This is a genomic window from Thiorhodococcus mannitoliphagus (assembly GCF_010915725.1).
Lineage (GTDB): Bacteria > Pseudomonadota > Gammaproteobacteria > Chromatiales > Chromatiaceae > Thiorhodococcus > Thiorhodococcus mannitoliphagus.
Genome location: NZ_JAAIJR010000368.1, coordinates 1 through 890 on the forward strand (window position 1 = coordinate 1; position 890 = coordinate 890).

The 890-nt window shown below is 69.9% G+C and carries 1 protein-coding gene; it reads left to right on the forward strand.

Annotated elements, in window-relative coordinates:
* Positions 1-36: 36 nt before the first annotated feature.
* Positions 37-890, forward strand: an 854-nt coding sequence (locus G3480_RS26920; RefSeq protein ID WP_164657249.1) for a GNAT family N-acetyltransferase, incomplete at its 3' end; no start/stop codon positions are given.

Here is an 890-nt window from a genome sequence, read left to right on the forward strand (position 1 = left end):
GATCGCCCAACGCCCACCACCGCGAGGATCACGACCATGCCCCCTGCGCTGACCATGCGTGCCATGACACGCCCCGAGCTGGACACCCTGCTCGACTGGGCCGCCGCCGAAGGCTGGAATCCCGGTCTCAACGACGCCCAGATCTTCTGGGACACCGACCCCGAGGGCTTCATCGCCGCTGAGCACGAGGGTGAGTTGATCGGCGGCGGCTCCATCGTCGCCTATGGCGGTCGTTTCGGCTTCATGGGCTTCTTCATCGTCCGCCCGGACCACCGCAGCCAGGGGCTGGGTCGTCAGCTCTGGCAGGCCCGCCGCGACCGACTCATCGCCCGGCTTCAGGCCCCGGCGGTCATCGGCATGGACGGCGTCTTCGCCATGCAGGCGTTCTATGCCCGTGGCGGCTTCGTCCTCAGTCACCGCGACCTGCGCTTCGCAGGCCTCGGTGCCCCAGCACCGCCGGACGCGCGCCTGGTCGCGCTGACCGAGGTGCCTTTTGCCGAGCTGGCCCGCTACGATGCCGCGCACGTCCCGGCACCCCGCGACGCCTTCCTCCGGGCCTGGATCGCCCAGCCCGGCTGCCGCGCACTGGGTGCCCTGCAGGACGCTGTGCTCCAGGGCTATGGCGTCATCCGCCCCTGCCGAAAGGGCTTCAAGATCGGTCCCCTGTTCGCGGCCGACGCCGAGACCGCCGAGGCCCTCTACCTTGGGCTCAGCGATCACGCGCGGGGTGTCCCGCTCTTCCTCGACGTGCCCGAGAACAATCCCGCGGCCCTGGTGCTGGCCGCGCGTCACGGGTTGCGCGAAGTCTTCGGCTGCGCCCGGATGTACTACGGACCACCGCCGAGGCTTCCCGACCACGAAATCTTCGGTGTCACGACCTTCGAGCTGGG